16 protein-coding genes and 1 pseudogene are annotated in these 17,954 nt (G+C 55.5%); 7 read left to right on the top strand and 10 right to left on the bottom strand.

Annotated features, from left to right (window positions below; genetic code table 11):
* Nucleotides 1-77 precede the first annotated feature (77 nt).
* From lpxC to mutT, 4 genes are all read left to right on the top strand, one after another.
* Nucleotides 78-995, top strand: coding sequence for a UDP-3-O-acyl-N-acetylglucosamine deacetylase (gene lpxC, locus OQV00_RS22110; RefSeq protein WP_004857886.1), 918 nt, complete (start codon nucleotides 78-80; stop codon nucleotides 993-995).
* A 252-nt stretch (nucleotides 996-1,247) separates the two neighbouring features.
* Complete coding sequence (gene secM / locus OQV00_RS22105) at nucleotides 1,248-1,742, top strand: secA translation cis-regulator SecM (protein WP_015585160.1); 495 nt, start codon at nucleotides 1,248-1,250, stop codon at nucleotides 1,740-1,742.
* Nucleotides 1,743-1,801: 59 nt separating this feature from the next.
* Nucleotides 1,802-4,507 (top strand): preprotein translocase subunit SecA, encoded by a 2,706-nt coding sequence (gene secA, locus OQV00_RS22100; protein ID WP_004857889.1) that lies wholly within the window; start codon nucleotides 1,802-1,804, stop codon nucleotides 4,505-4,507.
* Nucleotides 4,508-4,566: 59 nt separating this feature from the next.
* Complete coding sequence (mutT, locus tag OQV00_RS22095; protein ID WP_004857891.1) at nucleotides 4,567-4,962, top strand: 8-oxo-dGTP diphosphatase MutT; 396 nt, start codon at nucleotides 4,567-4,569, stop codon at nucleotides 4,960-4,962.
* A gap of 48 nt (nucleotides 4,963-5,010) precedes the next feature.
* Here the strand turns inward: mutT and yacG are convergent, their stop codons facing one another.
* From yacG to coaE, 3 genes are read right to left on the bottom strand one after another with little or no spacing between them, the layout of a single operon-like run.
* Entirely contained in the window at nucleotides 5,011-5,208 is a 198-nt protein-coding gene (gene yacG, locus OQV00_RS22090; RefSeq protein ID WP_004857893.1) for a DNA gyrase inhibitor YacG, read from the bottom strand.
* Nucleotides 5,209-5,217: 9 nt separating this feature from the next.
* Nucleotides 5,218-5,961 carry a cell division protein ZapD gene (gene zapD / locus OQV00_RS22085; protein WP_004857894.1) on the bottom strand — a complete coding sequence of 248 codons (744 nt, stop codon included), beginning with the start codon at nucleotides 5,959-5,961 and terminating at the stop codon, nucleotides 5,218-5,220.
* Nucleotides 5,961-6,581 carry a dephospho-CoA kinase gene (gene coaE / locus OQV00_RS22080; RefSeq protein WP_004857896.1) on the bottom strand — a complete coding sequence of 207 codons (621 nt, stop codon included), beginning with the start codon at nucleotides 6,579-6,581 and terminating at the stop codon, nucleotides 5,961-5,963. The genes zapD and coaE overlap by 1 nt, the downstream gene beginning before the upstream one ends.
* 347 nt (nucleotides 6,582-6,928) lie before the next feature.
* Between coaE and OQV00_RS22075 the strand changes: the two genes are divergently transcribed.
* Nucleotides 6,929-7,972: a GMP reductase gene (locus tag OQV00_RS22075; RefSeq protein ID WP_015585159.1), complete on the top strand. Its 1,044-nt coding sequence runs from the start codon at nucleotides 6,929-6,931 to the stop codon at nucleotides 7,970-7,972.
* A gap of 31 nt (nucleotides 7,973-8,003) precedes the next feature.
* Here the strand turns inward: OQV00_RS22075 and hofC are convergent, their stop codons facing one another.
* The 4 genes and pseudogenes from hofC to nadC all read right to left on the bottom strand — a co-directional run bounded on the left by hofC (nucleotide 8,004) and on the right by nadC (nucleotide 12,099).
* On the bottom strand, nucleotides 8,004-9,209 hold the full coding sequence (gene hofC, locus OQV00_RS22070; protein WP_004857901.1) for a protein transport protein HofC: 1,206 nt from the start codon (nucleotides 9,207-9,209) through the stop codon (nucleotides 8,004-8,006).
* Nucleotides 9,199-10,585, bottom strand: a pseudogene (gene gspE, locus OQV00_RS22065) (type II secretion system protein GspE). The gene hofC and the pseudogene gspE overlap by 11 nt, the downstream one beginning before the upstream one ends.
* A 10-nt stretch (nucleotides 10,586-10,595) precedes the next feature.
* Entirely contained in the window at nucleotides 10,596-11,027 is a 432-nt protein-coding gene (gene ppdD / locus OQV00_RS22060; protein WP_004857906.1) for a prepilin peptidase-dependent pilin, read from the bottom strand.
* Nucleotides 11,028-11,205: 178 nt separating this feature from the next.
* Entirely contained in the window at nucleotides 11,206-12,099 is an 894-nt protein-coding gene (gene nadC / locus OQV00_RS22055; protein WP_004857908.1) for a carboxylating nicotinate-nucleotide diphosphorylase, read from the bottom strand.
* A gap of 233 nt (nucleotides 12,100-12,332) precedes the next feature.
* On the opposite strand from nadC, the gene ampD reads away from it, so the two are divergent.
* On the top strand, nucleotides 12,333-12,896 hold the full coding sequence (ampD, locus tag OQV00_RS22050) for a 1,6-anhydro-N-acetylmuramyl-L-alanine amidase AmpD (protein WP_015585145.1): 564 nt from the start codon (nucleotides 12,333-12,335) through the stop codon (nucleotides 12,894-12,896).
* The gene (gene ampE / locus OQV00_RS22045) at nucleotides 12,893-13,747 is read left to right on the top strand and encodes a beta-lactamase regulator AmpE (protein WP_015585144.1); all 855 of its coding nucleotides are present in this window, start codon (nucleotides 12,893-12,895) and stop codon (nucleotides 13,745-13,747) included. The genes ampD and ampE overlap by 4 nt, the downstream gene beginning before the upstream one ends.
* 30 nt (nucleotides 13,748-13,777) lie before the next feature.
* Here the strand turns inward: ampE and OQV00_RS22040 are convergent, their stop codons facing one another.
* The 3 genes from OQV00_RS22040 to aroP form a co-directional block, all read right to left on the bottom strand.
* Nucleotides 13,778-14,728 carry a glycoside hydrolase family 43 protein gene (locus tag OQV00_RS22040; RefSeq protein ID WP_097357770.1) on the bottom strand — a complete coding sequence of 317 codons (951 nt, stop codon included), beginning with the start codon at nucleotides 14,726-14,728 and terminating at the stop codon, nucleotides 13,778-13,780.
* The gene (locus OQV00_RS22035; RefSeq protein WP_004857915.1) at nucleotides 14,728-16,134 is read right to left on the bottom strand and encodes a glycoside-pentoside-hexuronide (GPH):cation symporter; all 1,407 of its coding nucleotides are present in this window, start codon (nucleotides 16,132-16,134) and stop codon (nucleotides 14,728-14,730) included. The genes OQV00_RS22040 and OQV00_RS22035 overlap by 1 nt, the downstream gene beginning before the upstream one ends.
* Nucleotides 16,135-16,306: 172 nt before the next feature.
* Entirely contained in the window at nucleotides 16,307-17,680 is a 1,374-nt protein-coding gene (gene aroP, locus OQV00_RS22030; protein WP_162098158.1) for an aromatic amino acid transporter AroP, read from the bottom strand.
* Between the last annotated feature and the right edge of the window lie 274 nt (nucleotides 17,681-17,954).

The raw sequence follows: 17,954 nt of genomic DNA, 5'->3' as shown, positions 1-17,954 counted from the left end.
AGCGCTCTTTGTGCTAAACTGCCCATCCGAATGTATTGTACACTTCGGTTGGATAGGTAACTTGGCGAGATTATACGATGATCAAACAAAGGACTCTTAAACGTATCGTTCAGGCGACTGGCGTCGGTTTGCATACCGGCAAGAAAGTCACCCTGACGTTACGCCCTGCGCCGGCAAATACCGGGGTCATCTATCGTCGCACCGACTTGAATCCACCGGTTGATTTTCCGGCTGATGCCAAATCTGTGCGTGATACCATGCTCTGTACTTGCCTGGTGAACGAGCATGACGTGCGGATTTCGACTGTCGAGCACCTGAATGCCGCACTGGCAGGTCTCGGCATTGACAACATCGTTGTTGAAGTCGATGCGCCGGAAATTCCAATTATGGATGGTAGCGCTGCGCCGTTCGTTTATCTGCTGCTGGATGCCGGCATCGATGAGCTGAACTGTGCCAAGAAATTTGTACGCATCAAAGAGACCGTTCGGGTCGAAGATGGCGACAAATGGGCTGAATTCAAACCGTACAATGGTTTTTCGTTGGATTTTACCATCGATTTTAACCACCCGGCGATTGATGCAAGCAGCCAGCGCTATGCGATGAACTTCTCTGCTGATGCATTTATGCGCCAGATTAGTCGCGCTCGTACTTTTGGTTTTATGCGTGATATCGAATATCTGCAGTCCCGCGGCCTGTGCCTGGGCGGCAGCTTCGATTGTGCCATCGTTGTTGACGATTATCGCGTATTGAACGAAGACGGTCTTCGCTTTGAAGATGAGTTTGTCCGCCACAAAATGCTGGATGCGATCGGTGACCTGTTTATGTGTGGTCACAATATCATCGGTGCATTCACGGCGTTCAAATCAGGTCACGCGTTGAATAACAAACTGCTGCAGGCTGTTCTGGCAAAACAGGAAGCCTGGGAGTATGTGACTTTCGAAGACGAAGCAGAACTGCCGCTGGCATTCCGCGCACCGTCAATGGTTATGGCATAAGCCTGACCATTCAGTAAAACAGACTGGTAACCTGGTACTCTCTCCGGCCAGGGAGCCAGTCTTTTTTCTTTTTTTGCCTTCCTCTGCTGGTTCTGCCCTGATTCTGCGGCGCTGTTCATTGTTCGTTCGCTGATTTATTGAACGTTTTTGCCTTGTCGCAACCGTCATTCCTGCTGCTGTCGTGCAGTATTAATGGTAGTATTTGGGCGCAAAAAATATTTCCTGGGGTTGCTTCAACTAAAGGTAACGTACGTGAGTGGATTGCTGACGCGCTGGCGACAGTTTGGCAGACGGTATTTCTGGCCGCATCTCCTGTTGGGGATGGTCGCGGCTAGCTTTGGCCTGCCTGCGCTTAGCAACAGCCACGAAACGGCTTCGCCGACGAAAACCACGGCCAGCAACCACAGCCCGAATAAAGTTAATTTCTCCCAGCTGGCGCTGCTTGACGCCAGCCGTCGACCGAATTTTACCGTCGATTACTGGCATCAGCATGCTATCCGCACGGTTATTCGTCATCTCTCATTTGCGATGGCGCCGCAAGCGCTGCCGGTTGCCGAAGAGTCTTCGCCCTTCCAGGCGCAGCATCTGGCTTTACTTGACACGCTCAGCGCACTGCTGACGCAGGAGAGTAAACCGCCGGTAATCGTTCGCCAGGCGGCTTATACCCCATCCCATTCTGCATTTTCTGTCTCGGCCTGGATTAGCCAGGTGGCAGGGATTCGCGCAGGACCTCAACGTCTCAGCTGAACTAAAAACGGATGATTCTTTTTTGTGACTCCGCATCGCGGGGCGTTTGAGATTTTATTATGCTAATCAAATTATTAACTAAAGTTTTCGGTAGTCGTAACGATCGTACCCTGCGCCGTATGCGCAAAACCGTTGGCCTCATCAATGCCATGGAACCGGAGATGGAAAAGCTCTCCGATGACGAGCTGAAAGGCAAAACCGCCGAGTTCCGTGCTCGCCTGGAAAAGGGCGAAAGCCTGGAGAGCCTGATCCCGGAAGCCTTTGCCGTGGTTCGTGAAGCCAGTAAACGTGTATTCGGTATGCGCCACTTCGACGTCCAGCTGCTGGGCGGTATGGTGCTTAACCAGCGTTGCATCGCGGAAATGCGTACCGGTGAAGGTAAAACGTTGACCGCAACGCTGCCTGCGTACCTGAATGCATTATCCGGTAAAGGCGTTCACGTGGTTACCGTCAACGACTATCTGGCACAGCGTGATGCTGAAAACAACCGCCCGCTGTTTGAGTTCCTCGGTATGACCGTCGGGATCAACATGTCCGGTTTACCGGCGCCAGCCAAACGTGAAGCGTACGGTGCGGATATTACCTACGGTACCAACAACGAATACGGCTTTGACTACCTGCGCGACAATATGGCGTTCAGCCCGGAAGAGCGCGTTCAGCGTAAACTGCACTATGCGCTGGTGGATGAGGTGGACTCCATTCTGATCGATGAAGCGCGTACTCCGCTGATCATTTCCGGTCCGGCGGAAGACAGCTCGGAAATGTACAAGCGCGTGAACAAGATCATCCCGCACCTGGTTCGTCAGGATAAAGAGGATTCCGACACCTTCACCGGTGAAGGCCACTTCTCCGTTGATGAAAAGGCGCGCCAGGTTAACCTGACCGAACGCGGTCTGGTGCTGATCGAAGAGCTGCTGGTGCAGGAAGGGATCATGGACGAAGGCGAATCGCTGTATTCACCGTCCAATATTATGCTGATGCATCACGTGACGGCAGCGCTGCGCGCGCACGTGCTGTTCACCCGCGACGTTGACTATATCGTCAAAGATGGCGAAGTGATTATCGTCGATGAGCATACCGGTCGTACGATGCAAGGACGTCGCTGGTCTGATGGTCTCCACCAGGCCGTTGAAGCGAAAGAAGGCGTGGATATCCAGAATGAAAACCAGACGCTGGCCTCCATCACCTTCCAGAACTATTTCCGTCTGTATGAGAAACTGGCGGGGATGACCGGTACGGCAGATACTGAAGCCTTTGAATTCAGCTCTATCTACAAGCTGGATACCGTAGTGGTGCCGACTAACCGCCCGATGATCCGTAAAGATATGGCGGATCTGGTCTATATGACCGAAGCGGAAAAAATTCAGGCGATCATCGAAGATATCAAAGAGCGCACCGCCGCTGGCCAGCCGGTTCTGGTTGGTACCATTTCGATTGAAAAATCAGAAGTGGTTTCCCATGAACTGACCAAAGCCGGTATCAAGCACAATGTTCTGAACGCGAAGTTCCACGCCAGCGAAGCGGATATCGTTGCCCAGGCGGGTTACCCGTCAGCGGTAACCATCGCAACCAACATGGCGGGTCGTGGTACGGATATTATGCTCGGCGGGAGCTGGCAAGCCGAAGTCGCTGCGCTGGAAGATCCGACACCGGAGCAAATCGCGCAGATTAAAGCCGACTGGCAGGTTCGTCACGATGCCGTTCTGGCAGCAGGCGGCCTGCATATTATCGGTACCGAGCGTCATGAATCCCGTCGTATCGATAACCAGCTGCGCGGCCGTTCTGGTCGTCAGGGGGATGCCGGTTCTTCCCGCTTCTACCTGTCGATGGAAGATGCTCTGATGCGTATCTTTGCCTCCGACCGTGTCTCCGGCATGATGCGCAAGCTGGGGATGAAACCAGGCGAAGCGATTGAGCACCCGTGGGTCACCAAGGCTATCGCTAACGCACAGCGTAAAGTCGAAAGCCGCAACTTTGATATTCGTAAGCAGCTGCTGGAATATGATGATGTTGCTAACGATCAGCGCCGGGCAATCTACAGTCAGCGTAACGAATTGCTGGACGTTTCTGATGTTAGCGAAACCATTAACAGCATCCGCGAAGATGTGTTCAAAGCGACCATCGATGCCCATATCCCGCCGCAGTCTCTGGAAGAAATGTGGGATGTTGAAGGTCTGCAGGAACGTCTGAAAAATGACTTCGACCTCGAGCTGCCGCTGAAAGAGTGGCTGGATAAAGAGCCGGAGCTGCATGAAGAGACGCTGCGCGAGCGTATTCTGCAGAGCGCGATTGAGACCTATCAGCGTAAAGAAGAAGTTGTGGGCGCCGAAATGATGCGTCATTTCGAGAAAGGCGTCATGCTGCAGACTCTGGACTCGCTGTGGAAAGAGCACCTCGCGGCGATGGATTACCTGCGTCAGGGTATTCACCTGCGCGGCTATGCGCAGAAAGATCCTAAGCAGGAGTACAAGCGTGAGTCCTTCTCTATGTTTGCCGCGATGCTGGAATCGCTGAAGTATGAAGTGATCAGCACCCTGAGCAAGGTTCAGGTCCGCATGCCGGAAGAAGTTGAAGCAATGGAGCAGCAGCGCCGCGAGGAAGCCGAACGTCTGGCGCAGATGCAACAGCTTAGCCATCAGGACGACGATACTGCCGCCGCGGCTGCGCTGGCTGAGGAGACCGGCGAGCGTAAAGTGGGGCGCAACGATCCGTGCCCATGTGGTTCCGGTAAAAAATATAAGCAGTGCCATGGCCGTCTGAGCTAAGCTCAGAGCATGAAAAATAAAGGCGCAGATATCTGCGCCTTTTTTATGGAATGATCACGATGAAACAACTGCAAATTTCCGTGGGTATTATCCGCAATCCGCAGGGGGAGATCTTTATCACCCAGCGCGCCGCCGATGCCCATATGGCCAACAAACTCGAGTTTCCCGGCGGTAAAATTGAAGCCGGAGAATCTGCGGAACAGGCGCTGGTGCGTGAACTGCAGGAAGAAGTGGGGATTACGGTAAGCTCATCCCGCCTGTTTGATAAGCTGGAGTATCAGTTCCCGGACCGCCACATTACCCTGTGGTTCTGGCTGGTGGAAGAGTGGTCCGGCGAGCCGTGGGGGAAAGAGGGACAGCCCGGGCAGTGGATTGCGCAACGGGCATTAGACTCTGAGGCGTTTCCGCCGGCGAATGAACCCATTATTACCAAATTAGTGCAGGCGGCTTCCTGAACCCGCGTTTCCCGGACAAGGCGCGATGTTGCCTTGCCCGGGAACCGGTCACGGTTGCTGTTCCTCGCTCCAGCCATCGCTATCGGACAGATCGCTCGCGCTGGGAATACGTTTTTCTTCCGCAGCCCATTCGCCTAGATCAATCAGCTGGCAGCGTTTAGAGCAAAAGGGGCGGTACAGGCTCTGTGCGTTCCAGACCACGGGTTTACCGCAGGTGGGGCAATTGACGATCGTCTCTTCTGACATTATTTCTCCTTAACAACAGGCCAGTTCAAAATCAAAACGCTCAGGTACGACCCCGAACTCGCTATCCAGCGGCAGGAAGCGGATAGCGAAACGGCTCTTATGCCCGGAGATTTGAGGATAGAGCTGGCTGGCAATATCCAGCCGCAGACGTAGCAGGTCGGCATCTTCGCCATTATCCTGATAAAAGCCGTTGAGGCTGGTCTGCTTACGGAAAGGGGCGGCATTACGAATCAGATCGAGGATCAGCACCAGAGATTGAGTCAGCGGATCAAGGCTGGCTATCCAGACGCCGATCTGTTCGTCACGGTATGCCTGCGGCATGTGCAGCCAGATATGCAGCGTGGGCAAATCAAAGCTGCAGCAGCCGCCGGGAATGCTCAGACGCTGGCGTACCAGCGCAATCAAACGATCTTCACGCAGGAACTGGCCGATGCGCGGCGCGGACATCAGCGTGGCGCCGCACTGCTTCAACTGCTGACGCAAGGCGTCAATACGTTCGCCATCGACGCCGGGAATATCTACCCATGACTGTAATTTCCGCTGCTGGCGCTCCAGCTCTTTTAGCAGGTCCGTCCTGACCTCTCCACGTTCCAGTACATCTAAAAGATCGCCCGCGTTGCGGAAAAAATGGAGTGCATCGGCGTAGCTGGCGATTGTCGGATGAACGGACAATTGCTGAGTCAAAAATTCAATACGCAGCCAGGTGCGCATTTTCTCGTTGAGTGGATGTTCAAACAGAACGGGGGTGTGCATTACGGTTTTTCCTGTGAGGCGGCCTGCGATGCCAGCATTAGATACTTTTCGTGCAGGCGGGCAACATCCGATGCGACGGCATCCGGAGAGCCCATGTTTTCAATGACATCATCCGCAACGGCAAGGCGCTGTTCGCGCGTAGCCTGGGCGGCAAGAATATGTTCTGCATGTTCACGACTGACCCGATCGCGAAGCATCGTACGCGCGATCTGCGTCTCTTTTGGAACATCAACGACCAGCACGCGATCGGCCTGCGTAGCCAGCCGGTTTTCTACCAGTAAGGGGACGACCCAAAGAATATAAGGAGAGCTCGCGGCCTGCATCTGCCGGCGAGTTTCCTGCTGGATGAGCGGATGCAATAGCCCGTTAAGCCAGGTTTTATCTTCAGGGTGAGCAAAGATTTTTTCACGCAGAGCGCGGCGGTTCAGCGTGCCGTCATCATTGAGCATCGGTGAACCAAAGTGAGCGGCGATGGCCTGAAGCGCGGTGGTTCCGGGTTCTACTACCTGACGGGCAATAATGTCAGCGTCAATAACGTTAATCCCAAGCCGGGAAAATGCATCGGCCACGGTACTTTTGCCACTGCCAATGCCGCCTGTTAACGCTACCGTATACCTCATACGCTCCGATCCTGAACTGACCATATACACATTACTCTTCAGAGGCGCTCGTTTTGCTGCGCACCACGCCCCGGTGAACGCTATCCCCATCAAGGTGGCTGCAGGCCAATAAAAGGCCATCACAGTATATACTGGATTGTTTTGTATATATAAATCAAGTGGTTAAAAATGATACGCCGGGCGTCGATTATTGCTTTCGCGCCATTCACTGTTCACCAGGTAAATTTATACGATTGTAGCGTAAAAAAAGTGAAAATCGCAGTCTTGCGCAGCCATGATTCGTGCGTATGATAACGTCACTGGAGTTGTGCTCTCACAATAATGCAATTAACCCCAGGAATTCGTACATGCGTATCGAAGAAGATCTGAAGCTTGGTTTTAAAGACGTTCTTATCCGCCCAAAACGCTCTACCCTCAAAAGCCGTTCTGATGTTCAGCTGGAACGTGAATTCACTTTTAAACATTCTGGTCTGTCCTGGTCTGGCGTGCCGATCATTGCCGCTAACATGGATACCGTCGGGACGTTTGGCATGGCGAAAGCGCTGGCCTCTTTCGGTATTCTGACCGCGGTTCACAAGCACTATACCGTTGAACAATGGCAGGAGTTTGTCCAGTCGGTGTCCGCAGATGTGCTGAAGTACGTCATGGTGTCCACCGGCACCTCGGATGTCGATTTCGAAAAAACCCAGCAGATCCTTTCTCAGAACCCGCAGCTTAGCTTCGTCTGCATCGATGTGGCGAATGGTTATTCTGAACATTTTGTTCAGTTCGTCGCCAAAGCGCGTGCAGCCTGGCCGCAAAAAACCATTATTGCGGGTAACGTTGTGACGGGCGAAATGTGCGAAGAGCTGATTCTGTCCGGTGCTGATATTGTGAAAGTGGGCATCGGCCCGGGCTCCGTATGTACCACTCGCGTGAAGACCGGCGTCGGTTATCCGCAGCTGTCTGCCGTTATCGAGTGTGCCGATGCGGCGCATGGCCTGGGCGGCCAGATCGTCAGCGATGGCGGTTGCACGATGCCAGGTGACGTGGCGAAAGCCTTCGGCGGCGGTGCAGATTTTGTCATGCTGGGGGGAATGCTGGCTGGCCATGAAGAGAGCGGCGGTACCGTCGTTGAAGAAAACGGCGAGAAATTCATGCTGTTCTACGGCATGAGCTCCGAATCCGCCATGACGCGCCACGTTGGCGGCGTTGCGCAGTATCGCGCCGCGGAAGGCAAAACCGTTAAGCTGCCTCTGCGTGGACCGGTAGAGAACACGGCTCGCGATATCCTCGGTGGCCTGCGTTCTGCCTGTACCTATGTGGGCGCCTCTCGCCTGAAAGAGCTGACCAAGCGTACGACCTTCATTCGCGTGCAGGAACAAGAGAACCGCGTGTTCAACAGCCTGTAATGCCTGATGCTGGCGCGTTTTGCGCCAGCACTTATCCGCCCATTCCGCTAATGGCGTCACCCAGATGAAAGATGGGTAAATACATCGCCACCACCAGCACACCGACAATCGTTCCGGTTATCAACAGCAGGGCCGGCTCCAGTAACGTTGCCAGATTTTCTGCCTGATAATGCGTCTGCTCACTATGATGACGGGCGAGGTTTTCCAGCATTGTATCCAGCGATCCGGATGCTTCACCGGTACGGATCAGCTGCAGGCATAGCGTGGTAAAACCGCCGCTTCGCTCAAGAGCCTGCCAGATGGGAGCTCCGTGGCTAATGTGCAGATGCACCTGCTGGATCCGCTGGCGCCATAGCGGGCAGTTCAGCGTATCCTCGACGCTTTCCAGACCTTGTAGAAAGCTAATACCTGCACTTTGGGTCAGTGCGAGTACGGTAAAGATCTGGCTAAGCCGCTGCCCGCGTTTGAGTTTTCCCACAACCGGGAGCGCGTGGAGCATTTTTTGTCGCTGCAGCAGCCAGTGCGGGCGGCGACTGGCTATCAGATTAAGGACGGCGGGCAGCACAATCGGCACAATCAGCAGTGGCCAGCCATAGCTAAGGCTCTCGCTGGCGTGAATAACCAGGCGCGTCAGCAGCGGTAGCGGTGTGTTGAAGGTTTGGTAGATCGCCGCAAACTCCGGCAGAACGAAGCACAGCATCGCCACCACCACCATCAGGGCCAGACCCAGAATAACGGCCGGGTAGCGCACCGCTTTCTTCACTTTTTCTGCCAGCTGCTGCTGTTCCTGCTGTTGACGCGCCAGCTGAAGACAACAAAAATCCAGTTTACCGGTGAGCTCGCCGGTACGGATCATCGCCAGACTAAGCGGTGCAAAGGCCTGAGGCCACTTTTCCAGCGCGGCAGAAAGCGAGACGCCTTGCGCCAGATCCTGAGCCAGTGTGCGCAGCAGCGCCTGCCACTGCGCGCTCGGTTGCTGTTGCGCCAGCAGTTCGAGTCCTTCAGCTAAAGAAAGTCCGGCCTGAAGGAGCACCGCCAGTTGGCGAACAACCTGACTGCCATAGCGCGGATGCCAGAGCGTGTTTTTGACCGCACAGCGGCGAATGGCCAGTGGAATAATGCGTTCATGCTGAAGCGCCTGGAATACTTCCAGTCGGCCAGGGTTCCACTGTGTTCCCTGACAAAATTGGCCCTGCATATCCACGCCTTGCCAGCGCCAGAGACGGTTAGCGGTCATGAGGGATCCCCAGTACGCGGACGATTTCTTCAAGGTTGGTCAGCCCTTGCTCGACCGCCAGACAGCCGCTTTCAAACAGCGTCATCATTCCCGCTTCGCGTGCCAGAGATTCGATTTCCAGCGCGCTCGGGCCACGGGCGATCGCTTGACGTAGCGGGGCATTCACCGGCAATAGCTCAAATAATGCCTGGCGACCATAGTAGCCGTGATAGCAGTGCTGACAGCCTACTGCGCTGCCAGCGCGGGAGAGGTCGGGGCCACAGGCGGCGCGGTATATCCATCGTCTTCCCGGTTTCACGGCGGCAGTGTACGCACAGTTTACGCACCAGGCGTTGAGCGATAACCAGCGACAGTGCAGAAGAGAGCATCCAGCCGGCAACGCCCATTTGCTGTAGGCGAGTGAGGGTTTCACTGGTGGAGTTGGTGTGCAGCGTCGAAAGGACCAGATGCCCGGTTTGCGCCGCTTTAATCGCAATCTCTGCGGTCTCCGCATCGCGAATTTCCCCGACCATCACAATGTCAGGATCCTGGCGTAACAGCGCGCGCAGAACGTTTTGAAAAGTCAGTCCGGCGCGGGGGTTAATTTGTGTCTGGTTCATTCCGGCTATCGGCATCTCCAGCGGATCTTCCACGCTACAAATATTGACCGCATCGTGGTTTCTGGTTTGCAGCGCGCTATAAAGGGTAACGGTTTTACCGCTACCGGTTGGGCCGGTAACCAGCAGCAGTCCCTGCGGCTGTTCGAGGGCCGAGCGAAACGCATTAAGCTGGTCTGACGAAAGTCCCAGCGCCCCCAGCTCGAGTGCCTGCTCGACCTGATGCAGTAAACGCAGCACGATTTTCTCCCCGTGGCGACAGGGCAGTGTGGCTATACGGAAAGAGACCGGGCGACCGGCAAGGGGCAGGGTAAACTGGCCATCCTGCGGCAGGCGATGCTCGGCGATGTCCAGGTTGCCGAGCACTTTAAGCCGCGCGGCGACCGGGGCTGCGCGTTCGGGGGGAAGGGGCGAAAGTGCATGGAGCACGCCATCGACACGCAGACGAATGCGCAGGTGATTTTCTTCGGGCTCAAAATGAATATCGGAAGCCCGCTGGCGTAGCGCTTGCTCGAGGATCTGCTGGACCTGGCCGATTACATCGGCCGCGGTATCGCTGTGGGCAGGGGGCGAGGGGTGGGTTGCCGTCTGCTGACGCTTATCCATCTGCGCCTGGCTCCAGCATTCGATATCGATTCGCTTCTGAGTAGCGAAACGCAGCGCCTCCATCAGTTCAGGCGTCGGAGCATCGACAACCGCGATAGCGATGGTTTGCTCATCGCTGTTCAACAGCAGCGCCTGATGGCGCTGACAAAGGGTGATTAACCGATCGGTTTTCATCGTGGCGGCCTCAGTTTATGCGGAACACATCTTCGCAGGCCTGCTGGAGTGCGCTGCTGCTGGCTATGTTGCAGACGCGCCCCCAGCCGGTGATACCGCTTGCATTGTCCCAGGACGGCGTCAGGGTGACGCTCAGTCCGTTCAGGCTTTCTTGTCCGTTCAGCGTGACAATACCTTGCGCGACGCTCATGGTGGCGACGTAGCGCGTGGTCGCTGGAGAAGGGATGCCGTTGGCGCCGGCGTCACAGCTTGTCAGTCCGCCGTGTTCGAGCGCGCATAGTTCAACGGCCGTGCGGTAGGGGACAAAGGTTTGCAGCATGTCGGTCAGGGCCGCCTTGCGCAGGTAGTTCTGATAAGCCGGAATGCCGATAGCGCTCAGAATGGCGATAATGCCGATGACCACCATCAGTTCGATCAGGGTAAATCCGCGTTGTCTGTCCATATATGCTCCTTGTGGTGAAGGAAGCACTGTGACGCGCTGGCGGCGCCGCGGCGAATGACAAATGATGAGGTGGGAAACGACTTTCCAGGTTTTCTGGTGTTCTTGCAGGTGGGGGAGTCAGAGATGCTCGCTGTCTCGCAAAAAAAGCCCCGGCGCGTTGTCGCTCCGGGGCGGGCGATTAGCGAAAACGCATGGAGAGGTCCAGGGCGTGTACGTGCTTGGTCAGGGCGCCCACGGAGATGTAATCAACGCCGGTTTCGGCAAATTCGCGGATGGTTTTAAACGTCACGTTGCCGGATACTTCCAGCGCCGCCTTGCCGTTGGTCCGCTTCACCGCTTCACGCATCAGGTCGGTGGTGAAATTATCGAGCATAATGATATCCGCGCCGGCTTTAAGCGCTTCATCCAGTTCATCAAGCGATTCCACTTCCACTTCAACCGGAACGTCCGGATGCAGCCAGAAAGCTTTTTCCACCGCCTGACGCACTGAGCCTGAGGCAATAATGTGGTTTTCTTTAATCAGGAAGGCGTCGAATAAACCCAGACGGTGGTTGGCGCCGCCGCCGCACAGCACGGCATACTTCAGTGCGGTGCGCAGGCCTGGCAGCGTTTTACGCGTGTCGAGCAGCTGGGTTTTGGTTCCGGCCAGCAGCTCCACGTAGCGATGTACTTCGCTGGAGACGCCGGACAGGGTCTGCACGAAATTCAGCGCGGTGCGTTCACCGGTCAGCAGCAGCCGGGAAGGCCCCTCCAGCTCGAACAGCGGCTGGTCCGCTTTGATGAGATCGCCATCTTCGACATGCCAGGTGATGCTGACATCGTCGCCAGCCAGTTGAATGAAGACCTCTTCCACCCAGCGCTTACCGCAAAATACGCCGTCTTCGCGCGTAATAATGACCGCATGTGAGCGTGCGTCTTCCGGCAATAATTGGGCGCTAATATCGTTGTTGGCATTGACCTCGCCACCCAGATCTTCCCGCAGGGATTGGGCGACGGCATCGGTGATATCCAGGTTAATGCGTTCCAGCAGCGCGTCACGGCGGCGGTCGGGATTGTAGCGACGAGGCGACATGATAAAGCTCCAGATAGATAAGATTCAGCAGTGGGAAACATGCTAACCTGAACAGCGTTTCTACACCATACAGACTTCGCGCTTCGGGGCGCCTCTGTATCGGCTATGTCTCTGCTTTTCAGCGATGATTTGTGGGTTGCTGGACCGCAGGCTGAACGATTTTGTGTATGATAATCAGCATCCTTTGGGCCACGGGCGGCCCGGGAGCATGAGTTAGCGAAAGGAGATTCCGCATGCAGTTGAATGGGGGATGGCTGGTGGATGCGCGTCGGGTTCCTTCGCCGCACCATGATTGCCGCCCGGATGATGAAGCCCCTTCCTTACTGGTGGTGCATAATATTAGTCTGCCGCCGGGGGAGTTTGGCGGCCCGTGGATCGATGCTTTATTCACCGGAACGCTCGATCCCAGCGCTCATCCTTTCTTTGCGGAAATCGCGCACCTGCGCGTTTCAGCGCATTGTCTTATTCGTCGCGATGGTGAAATTGTGCAGTATGTTCCTTTTGATAAGCGAGCGTGGCACGCGGGCGTATCCAGCTATCACGGGCGTGAACGCTGCAATGACTTTTCTATCGGCATTGAGCTGGAAGGAACCGACACGCTGGCTTATACCGATGCGCAGTACCAGCAGCTGGTGGCGGTGACGCGACAGCTGATCGCGTTGTACCCGGCCATCGCACGCCATATGACTGGCCACAGCGATATTGCGCCAGTCCGAAAAACGGATCCCGGTCCGGCTTTTGACTGGGCAAAATTTCGCGGCCTGCTGGCCGCTTCGTCAGAAAAGGAGATGCCATGACGTTGTTTACTACGCTGCTGGTTCTCATCGCTGAGCGGCTGTTTAAGCTGGGTGAGCACTGGCAGCTCGATCACCGCCTGGAAGTGCTGTTTCGCCGGGTAAAACACTTTTCACTCCCTGCGACTCTGCTGATGACGGCGCTGGCCATGGCGGTGGTTTATCTTATTCAGCGCCTGCTGCACGGGGTGCTGTTTAACGTCCCTCTTCTGGTCTTCTGGATCTTGCTCGGCCTGCTGTGTATTGGCGCGGGCAGGGTACGGCTGCACTATCATGCGTATCTGAAAGCCGCATCACGCAACGATCGTCATGCTTGTGACGCGATGGCCAGCGAGCTGACGCTGATTCACGGCGTGCCGCCAGGCTGTGACGATCGCGAGTTTCTGAGCGAACTGCAAAATGCGCTGCTGTGGATTAACTACCGCTACTACCTGGCTCCGCTGTTCTGGTTTGTGGTTGGCGGGCCATGGGGACCTATTACGCTGATTGGCTACTGCGTGCTGCGCGCCTGGCAGACGTGGCTGGCGCGTTATCAGACGCCGCGCCATCGCTTACAGTCGGGGATTGATGCCATTCTGCACGTGGTGGACTGGCTGCCGGTACGTCTGGTCGGCGTGGTCTATGCGTTGGTGGGACACGGGGAAAGAGCCTTGCCGGCCTGGTTTGCTTCTTTGGGCGACCGTCACTCGTCGCAGTACCAGGTTCTGACCCGACTGGCTCAGTTTTCGCTGGCGCGCGAACCGCATGTGGATAAGGTCGAGACGCCTAAAGCAGCGGTCTCAATGGCCAAAAAAACGTCGCTGGTGGTGGTCGTTATCATGGCGCTACTCACCATTTACGGTACCTTGATTTAAGCCCCGCCCGCTGCCGGGCAGGGGAGGCGATCAATACGTATCGGCGGGCGGGATGCCGAAGTCAGGCATCCCGTTTTCTTGCCAGCGAACCCGCTTGAGCCGCGTATGGCGATTCGGATCGTACAGCGGATCGCCTTCAATTTCGGTATAGTTCCGCGCATGGTAGACCAGCACATCTTCCCCTTCCGGCGTTTGCGTAAAACCGTTGTGACCGGGGCCATACTGACGGTTCTCATCGCTGGTGCGAAATACGGGCTCCGGTGATTTATGCCAGTTCTCCGGGCGCAGCGGGTCGGCCAGCAGGTCTATCCACAAGAGTCCCATGCAGTAGTTTTCATCGGTTGCGCTGGCGGAATAGCTGACAAACAGCCGCTCGCCGTGGACCAGAACCGCCGGGCCTTCATTGACCCGAAAACCGCGACATTCCCAGTCAAACTCCGGTTTACTCAACATCACGGGATCACCTTTTAGCGTCCACGGGTTTGCCAGCTCCGCCAGGTAGAGGTTGGAGTTGCCTGCAATATGTGGGGCTTTCTGCGCCCACAGATACCACTGCCTGCCCTGATGTTGAAAGGTGGTGGCATCCAGCGCAAAGGTATCGAAGGGCGTTTTTACCTGGCCTTTTTCAACCCACTGACCTCTGAGCGGGTCGCTGTCGGCACATTCGAGGACAAACATCCGGTGCTGGAACATCCCGAGTTGGTCCAGGTCTTGCGTGTGAGCAGCGGCAAAATAGATATACCATTTCCCGTCAATTTCATGCAGTTCCGGTGCCCAGATGAGCTGGCTCATTGGGCCGCTCTCCGCTTTACGCCAGACCACCACCGGCGGCGCTTCGCGTAGACCTTCCAGCGTCGCCGCGCGACGAATCTCCAGCCGGTCATATTCCGGAACCGAGGCGATAAAATAGTAGTGATCCTGATGGCGCAGAATATAGGGGTCCGCGCGTTGTTCAATAAACGGATTAGGCCAGTTGCTCATCAAGCTTTCCTTATGTGTTCACTGGTTTTGAGATCCTGCCAGGTATTGAGTTCCTCGTAGTTAGCGCGACGCTTTTCCAGGTCCGACTGGATTTGGCACATAAACTCGCGGTTGACCTTCAGCATCCGCACGACGCCTGCGGTAATCAGATAGCCAACACCCGGAATGACGCTGAACAGCAGCACGATACCGTTTACCGCCGAGGCGCTCTGCTCTTTGGCGCCGGCATCGTAGCCGTACCATGAGAGCAGGAAACCGACCATCGCGCCGGCTACCGCCAGCCCGACTTTCAGGAAGAAAAGATTACCGGAGAAGCTGATCCCGGTGATGCGTTTGCCGGTTTTCCACTCGCCGTAATCATCGACGTCAGCCATCAGGGACCAGTGCAGCGGCGACGGGATCTGATGCAGGATGTTGAGCAGGAAGTAGAGCACCATAATCATCATGGTGGCATGTGGGTCGAAGAAGTAGAACGCGCAGGAGAAAATCGCCAGGGCGATATTGGTCCAGAAGAAAACCTGCAGCTTGCACCAGCGATCGGTCAGCACTTTTGCCAGCATACTGCCGATCATCATCCCGACCACGCCGAGGCTGATAAACAGCGTCGCAAAGTGGGTGCTTTGCTGCATGACCCAGGTCACGTAGTACATGGTGGCGGCCATGCGGATAAACCCGGGACAGACGTTGCACAGCGTTAACAGCAGGATGCGAACCCACTGATCGTTTTTCCAGACGTCCTTAAAGTCTTGCTTCAGTTCATCGTGGGTCTGTACCGCCGGACGCACGCGTTCACGGACGGTGGCGAAGCAGAATAAAAACATACACATACCAATTGCTGCCAGCACGGTCATCGCCATCTGATAACCTTTGGCTTTATCGGCGCCACCGAACCAGTCGGCCATCGGCAGCAGCGTCAGCGACAGCAGCAGCGTGGCAATACCGACCAGCACAAAACGATACGACTGGCAGGCTACGCGCTCCTGCGGATCGTTAGTAATCACGCTGCCTAACGAGCAGTAGGGAATATTAATCGCGGTATAGGTCAGCGAGAGCAGGAAGTAGGTGACGAAGGCATAGATAACTTTGCTGTGATAGGTCCATTCCGGCGTGGTGAACATCAGGACGCTGAACAGCGCGTAGGGGAAGGCCATCCACAGCAGCCACGGACGGAAGCGGCCATATTGACTGCGAGTACGGTCGGCCATGGCGCCCATGATCGGGTCTGTCACGGCATCGATGACGCGTACGGAGAGCAACAAAACGCCCACTAACGCGGGCGCGAGGCCAAAAATATCGGTGTAAAAGTAGTTAACAAACAGCATGATGGCGCCAAATATGATGTTGCATCCGGCATCGCCCATCCCATAGCCAATCTTTTCTCTCACTGAAAGTTTATTGCCTGCCATCTGGAGATCTCCCCGTTGCGGTATGGAGAGAATTATTTGCGGAATTGCCGATAAATGCGTTGCAGTATCAGGTCAACGATATGGATAAAACGACTGTTGGAGGGAAAGTGTGAAGCAGATAACAATGCTCTGTGCCCGCCATGACGGGACGGGCACAGAATCCAGAGATGTATTATTGTGCTTTTAGTGCGCTGGCGCTTTTCTGTTTAAACAGATAGCCGACGCCCAGAATCGCAATCCATACCGGGATCAGGTAAACGGAAATCGCCATGCCCGGTGTCATCAGCATAATCACCAGTACCGCCACCATGAACAGCAGGCAGACCCAGTTGCCGACCGGGTAGAACAGCGCCGGGAAACGCGAAACCACGCCCTGCTGCTGCTTGGCGCGACGGAACTTCATATGCGCCAGGCTAATCATCGCCCAGTTAATGACCAGCGCGGAAACCACCAGCGCCATCAGCAGGCCAAAGGCCGACTCCGGTGCGAAGTAGTTAATCAGGACGCACAGCGCGGTGACCACGGCAGAGACCAGAATGGTATTGACCGGCACGCCGCGCTTATCGACGCTCATCAGCGCTTTCGGGGCGTTCCCCTGCTGGGCCAGACCGAACAACATGCGGCTGTTGCAGTATACGCAGCTGTTATACACGGACAGCGCAGCGGTCAGCACCACGACGTTGAGGGCGTTGGCCACAAAGGTATCGCCCAGCTCGTGGAAGATCAGCACGAACGGGCTGGTATCTGCGGTGACGCGCGTCCACGGCAGCAGTGAAAGCAGAACGGCCAGCGAGCCCACATAGAAAATCAGGATACGGTAGATAACCTGGTTGGTGGCTTTCGGGATGCTCTGTTCCGGATTGTCCGCTTCAGCTGCCGTGATCCCGACCAGCTCCAGACCACCAAACGAGAACATGATAATCGCCATCATCATCACCAGTCCGGTAAAGCCATGCGGCAGGAACCCGCCCTGGTCCCACAGGTTACGTACGGTTGCCTGTGGGCCGCCGTTGCCGCTGAACAGCAGCCAGCCGCCAAACAGAATCATCGCCACAACGGCCACTACTTTAATAATGGCGAACCAGAACTCCATTTCACCAAACACTTTCACGTTGGTCAGGTTAATGGCATTGATGGCGATAAAGAACACCGCAGCGGACACCCAGGTTGGGATCTCGGGCCACCAGAACTGAATATATTTCCCGACCGCAGTCAGCTCGGCCATGGCCACCAGAACGTACAGTACCCAGTAGTTCCAACCGGAAGCAAAGCCGGCAAAACCGCCCCAGTATTTATACGCAAAATGACTGAATGAACCTGCTACCGGCTCTTCTACGACCATCTCACCCAGCTGACGCATGATCAGGAAGGCGATAAAACCGGCGATCGCATAGCCCAGAATAATCCCGGGGCCGGCGGACTGAATAACGGATGCACTGCCCAGAAACAGGCCGGTGCCGATAGCGCCGCCCAGAGCAATAAGCTGAATATGGCGGTTTTTCAGGCCGCGCTTGAGCCGATCGCCATGCTGTTGACCTTCCATCATGAAACCTCGTGTGTGGTTATTATGTTTATACGCGTCGTCCTTCAGGCTACTGCTTCGTTGTCTGTCCCTGCCAGATAGCATAGCTATCTAAATTCAAGGGCGTTTTAGTCAGCTCGGTCCTGATTGATTCAGCTTACATATTGTTGTGTGGTGTAATTCCGAAATTCCGTTTTCGTATTGATTTCTTTACGGAAGGCGAAACATAAAAACACCAAAAGGCCTTTCGTCTTACCGAGAATAGTGATAAGCGCGAGTGAATGCACCTGCTTTATGA

This window comes from Klebsiella sp. DY2415, assembly GCF_026314315.1.
Classification (GTDB): Bacteria; Pseudomonadota; Gammaproteobacteria; order Enterobacterales; family Enterobacteriaceae; genus Klebsiella; species Klebsiella ornithinolytica.
Note: the sequence above shows the minus strand (reverse complement) of the source record. Positions and strands in the feature narration are given on the sequence as shown.

Coding starts and splice junctions, on each gene's coding strand:
- lpxC (WP_004857886.1), top strand. CDS start 78: ATGATCAAACAAAGGACTCTTAAACGTATCGTTCAGGCGACTGGCGTC.
- secA (WP_004857889.1), top strand. CDS start 1,802: ATGCTAATCAAATTATTAACTAAAGTTTTCGGTAGTCGTAACGATCGT.
- mutT (WP_004857891.1), top strand. CDS start 4,567: ATGAAACAACTGCAAATTTCCGTGGGTATTATCCGCAATCCGCAGGGG.
- yacG (WP_004857893.1), bottom strand. CDS start 5,208: ATGTCAGAAGAGACGATCGTCAATTGCCCCACCTGCGGTAAACCCGTG.
- zapD (WP_004857894.1), bottom strand. CDS start 5,961: ATGCACACCCCCGTTCTGTTTGAACATCCACTCAACGAGAAAATGCGC.
- coaE (WP_004857896.1), bottom strand. CDS start 6,581: ATGAGGTATACGGTAGCGTTAACAGGCGGCATTGGCAGTGGCAAAAGT.
- OQV00_RS22075 (WP_015585159.1), top strand. CDS start 6,929: ATGCGTATCGAAGAAGATCTGAAGCTTGGTTTTAAAGACGTTCTTATC.
- hofC (WP_004857901.1), bottom strand. CDS start 9,209: ATGACCGCTAACCGTCTCTGGCGCTGGCAAGGCGTGGATATGCAGGGC.
- ppdD (WP_004857906.1), bottom strand. CDS start 11,027: ATGGACAGACAACGCGGATTTACCCTGATCGAACTGATGGTGGTCATC.
- nadC (WP_004857908.1), bottom strand. CDS start 12,099: ATGTCGCCTCGTCGCTACAATCCCGACCGCCGCCGTGACGCGCTGCTG.
- ampD (WP_015585145.1), top strand. CDS start 12,333: ATGCAGTTGAATGGGGGATGGCTGGTGGATGCGCGTCGGGTTCCTTCG.
- ampE (WP_015585144.1), top strand. CDS start 12,893: ATGACGTTGTTTACTACGCTGCTGGTTCTCATCGCTGAGCGGCTGTTT.
- OQV00_RS22040 (WP_097357770.1), bottom strand. CDS start 14,728: ATGAGCAACTGGCCTAATCCGTTTATTGAACAACGCGCGGACCCCTAT.
- OQV00_RS22035 (WP_004857915.1), bottom strand. CDS start 16,134: ATGGCAGGCAATAAACTTTCAGTGAGAGAAAAGATTGGCTATGGGATG.
- aroP (WP_162098158.1), bottom strand. CDS start 17,680: ATGATGGAAGGTCAACAGCATGGCGATCGGCTCAAGCGCGGCCTGAAA.